Source organism: Streptomyces calidiresistens (assembly GCF_014141525.1).
Taxonomy (GTDB): Bacteria; Actinomycetota; Actinomycetes; order Streptomycetales; family Streptomycetaceae; genus Streptomyces; species Streptomyces calidiresistens.
In genome coordinates this window covers 1-1,434 of the sequence record NZ_VKHS01001093.1, presented here as the reverse complement: position 1 = coordinate 1,434, position 1,434 = coordinate 1, and the positions used below count along the sequence as shown (strand labels likewise).

At 74.8% G+C, this 1,434-nt stretch carries 1 protein-coding gene; it reads right to left on the bottom strand.

Going from position 1 to position 1,434, the window contains the following annotated elements; all coding sequences use genetic code 11:
- Positions 1–76 precede the first annotated feature (76 nt).
- The gene (locus FOE67_RS25640; protein ID WP_182667204.1) at positions 77–1,360 is read right to left on the bottom strand and encodes a thymidine phosphorylase; all 1,284 of its coding nucleotides are present in this window, start codon (positions 1,358–1,360) and stop codon (positions 77–79) included.
- Positions 1,361–1,434 lie beyond the last annotated feature (74 nt).

The following is a 1,434-nucleotide window of genomic DNA, read 5'->3' as shown; positions in this document are numbered from 1 at the left end:
CCCCGAACGACCCCACCCGGCCCCGTGACGCCGGGCCGTGCGGGGTGGTTCGGGACGGGACCCGCCGAAGCCGGTGTCAGTCCACCCGGCCGAGGATCAGCGGCCGGACGGGGTCGACCCCGTCCTCCGGCTCACCGATGGTCACCGCGCCGTTCTCCAACGCCTCCAGCGCCCGGGGGAACCGCTCGGGGGTGTCGGTGTGCAGGGTCAGCAGCGGGGCTCCCGCGGTGACCCGGTCACCGGGGCGGGCGTGCCACTCCACGCCCGCGCCCGCCTGCACCGCGTCCTCCTTGCGGGCCCGGCCCGCGCCCAGCCGCCAGGCGACCAGGCCCACGTCGTAGGCGTCCAGGCCCAGCAGGGTGCCGGTGGTCGGCGCGGTGACGGTGTGGGTCTCCCGGGCGGTGGGCAGCGGCGCGTCCGGGTCGCCGCCCTGGGCGGAGATCATGCGGCGCCACACGTCCATGGCCGAACCGTCGGCCAGGGCCCGCTCCGGGTCGGCGTCCGGGAGCCCGGCGGCGGTGAGCATCTCCCGCGCCAGGGCGACGGTCAGCTCCACCACGTCGGCCGGGCCGCCACCGGCGAGGACCTCCACCGCCTCGCGGACCTCCAGGGCGTTCCCGGCGGTCAGGCCCAGCGGGACCGACATGTCGGTGAGCAGCGCGACGGTGCGCACGCCGTGGTCGGTGCCCAGGCCGACCATGGTGGAGGCCAGCTCCCGGGCGTCGTCGAGGTTCTTCATGAAGGCGCCGGAGCCGACCTTGACGTCCAGCACCAGGGAGTCGGTGCCCTCGGCGATCTTCTTGCTCATGATCGAGGCGGCGATCAGGGGGATGGACTCCACGGTGCCGGTGACGTCGCGCAGCGCGTAGAGCTTGCGGTCGGCGGGGGCGAGGCCGGGCCCGGCAGCGCAGATCACCGCGCCGACGCGGTCGAGGATGTCCAGCATCTCCTCGTTGTCGAGGTCGGCGCGCCAGCCGGGGATCGACTCCAGCTTGTCGAGGGTGCCGCCGGTGTGGCCCAGTCCCCGTCCGGACAGCTGGGGGACGGCGGCGCCGCAGGCCGCCACGAGCGGGGCCAGCGGAAGGGTGATCTTGTCCCCCACGCCCCCGGTGGAGTGCTTGTCGACGGTGGGGCGGCTCAGGCCGGAGAAGTCCATCCGCTCGCCGGAGGCGATCTTGGCGGCGGTCCAGCGCGCGATCTCCTCGCGGTCCATGCCGTTGATCACGATCGCCATGGCGAGGGCGGCCATCTGCTCGTGGGCGACCGCGCCGCGGGTGTAGGCGTCGATGATCCAGTCGATCTGTTCGGGGCTCAGGGTGCCGCCGTCGCGCTTGGTGCGGATGATGCTGATGGCGTCCATGCTGCGATCCTCGTGCTTCCGGGTCGGGGCCCCTGCGCGGGGGCGTGCGGTGGGGCGTCGGACGCCGCGGGGGC